This window comes from Muriicola sp. (assembly GCF_049669965.1).
Taxonomy (GTDB): domain Bacteria; phylum Bacteroidota; class Bacteroidia; order Flavobacteriales; family Flavobacteriaceae; genus Muriicola.
The window spans coordinates 1-2,228 of sequence record NZ_JBATLB010000192.1 but is presented as its reverse complement, the minus strand read 5'-3'; the positions used below and the strand labels follow the sequence as shown (position 1 = coordinate 2,228).

Below are 2,228 nucleotides of genomic sequence, written 5' to 3'. Positions count from 1 at the left end.
ATGCAAGATTTAACAACCCATACGGAATTGCCATAGACAAAGAAGATAATTTATATATAACCGATAGTTCCGTTGGTTTAATACGTAAAATAGCGCCTAATGGTGATGTTACCACACTTGCTGGAAGCACTTCTGGTTTTGCCGATGGGCAAGGTACAGCTGCACAATTCAGTTTTCCTACTGGGATTACAGTAGATAAACAAGGAGATATCTATGTAACCGATGTTAGCAATAACAGGATACGTAAAATATCTCCCGAAGGTAATGTGACCACTTTAGCAGGCGATGGAACCACTACGCAGTTTAATCAACCACAAGGAATTACAATTGATGCATTTGGAGATTTGTATGTGGCCGATAGAAGCAACAATAGAATTCTAAAGATTACACAAGAGTAGAATTAGATTCCCCAGGGGTAGCTCTGGGGTTTTTAATTTGATGTGAATTATCAACGTTTAACAATCAAGAATATGAAAATAATATATAAAATAGCAGTAGTACTGGCTTTCATTAGTTTTAGTTGCAGTAAGACTGATGAAGTAATTGAGTACGGTTCAACCTTAAATGATACTATTTCCCTAAGTAGGTCGAGAGACTATACTACCGGTAGTTATTTTGTAAATACACTGGCAGGGAGTACTTCTGGCTATGCAGATGGACAAGGACCTAATGCTCAATTTGGCGGACCTTTTGCAGTGGCAGTGGATGGAAATGGAAATGTTTATGTCGCTGATTATTTTAATCATAAAATCAGAAAAATAACCCGTTCAGGTATTGTAACCACCCTGGCAGGAAGTACACAGGGCTTTGCAGATGGTAAATCTGCTGATGCAAAATTCAATGCCCCATTTGGTATAGCGGTCACTAAAAATGGGTATGTATACGTAGCTGATACCTATAATAATAAAATCAGGAAAATTACGCCCAACGGTATTGTGAGCACTCTTGCAGGAAGTACATTGGGTTATTTAGATGGTATTCCAGAAACTTGCAAATTCAATCGCCCTTCAGACGTTGCAATAGATAATGACGGAAATGTATATGTGGCCGATCAGTTTAATCATAGAATCAGGAAAATATGGCATTTTGGCTATGTCACAACACTAGCGGGCAGTAGGCAGGGGTTTGCTAATGGTTTAGGAGAAGAGGCAAATTTTTCACTTCCTAAACGATTAGCGGTAGATACATACGGAAATGTTTTTGTGTCAGACAATTTAAATAACAAAATACGGAAAATTGCCCCAAATGGTCATGTTAAAACTATTGCAGGTATTGCTGGTGAATTTTCGGAACCTATGGGAATCGCTGTAGATTATAAGGGAGTTGTGTATGTTGGAGACAATAGTACTAGAATACAAGCAATTTCTCGCTCAGGTGAGGTAAGTAACTTTGCAGGAAGTACACAAGGAAATCAAGATGGTAATATAGAAATAGCAAAATTTGGTGTTCCCTATGGTTTAGCTTTTGATTCAAAAGGGTCAATATATGTGGCCGATGCAAATAACCATAGAATACGTAAGATATCGGTGGAATAAATTGAACAACGACGACGTCTCGATATAGACCCAATTCGCCAATACAAACAGGATTAAGAAAATGTCATCCAACAAACATAATTTCATAATCGGAATCTATATTTTTTATAGGACATAATAAGGAACTCACAATAGTTGATTTGTGAGAATCATACCGTCCTTTAAAACCAATGTTTTATGAACCTAATCGATTTCGGATATAGCTCCTTGATTAGTTTTGATATAATAATTGGTTTTCCTAAATTTATAAGGTAAAGAATTACATCCCTTGTGCTAATTTGTATTAAAAATCGCAAAGAGGTGTACAGCTTAACATTAGCAAGGTAAAGTATTGGTATAGAGTGTGTTATGACCTTATTCTTAGGTCTGTCATCCCGACAAGCAGAAAGCCTGAAAATCGAAAGATTTTCAGGCTTATTTATTTGAACACATTGCCAGTCTTTGACTGGCATAAGCGTGAAAATAAATAGGCCTACTGATGGCGCAGCCATTAGGGCTTTCAATTTCCAGCGGAGGTTGTACTAGGATTCTGCAAATCCGTACGTGTTAGGAGCGACACAAACTCAGTTTGAAAGAGCTTTGGGAATAAAAAAATAAGAACGCGTCAGCGTTTCCTTTTTCACCTACCATACGGCAGGCAGGTTTCCCATGAGGGTTATTAGGATTCTGCAAATCCGTTTGCGGCAAATGGCT

At 37.8% G+C, this 2,228-nt stretch carries 2 protein-coding genes; both read left to right on the top strand.

Translation table 11 applies throughout. The features are described 5' to 3' along the window. The coding region (locus WBM49_RS10225; RefSeq protein ID WP_424371955.1) for an SMP-30/gluconolactonase/LRE family protein at positions 1-398 on the top strand (398 nt) is incomplete at its 5' end. A 72-nt stretch (positions 399-470) separates the two neighbouring features. Further along, positions 471-1,535, top strand: coding sequence for an NHL repeat-containing protein (locus tag WBM49_RS10220; protein WP_424371954.1), 1,065 nt, complete (start codon positions 471-473; stop codon positions 1,533-1,535). Positions 1,536-2,228 lie beyond the last annotated feature (693 nt).

What these genes read in the sequence shown, in the direction of transcription:
- WBM49_RS10220 (WP_424371954.1), top strand. Translation starts at nt 471, where the DNA reads ATGAAAATAATATATAAAATAGCAGTAGTACTGGCTTTCATTAGTTTT.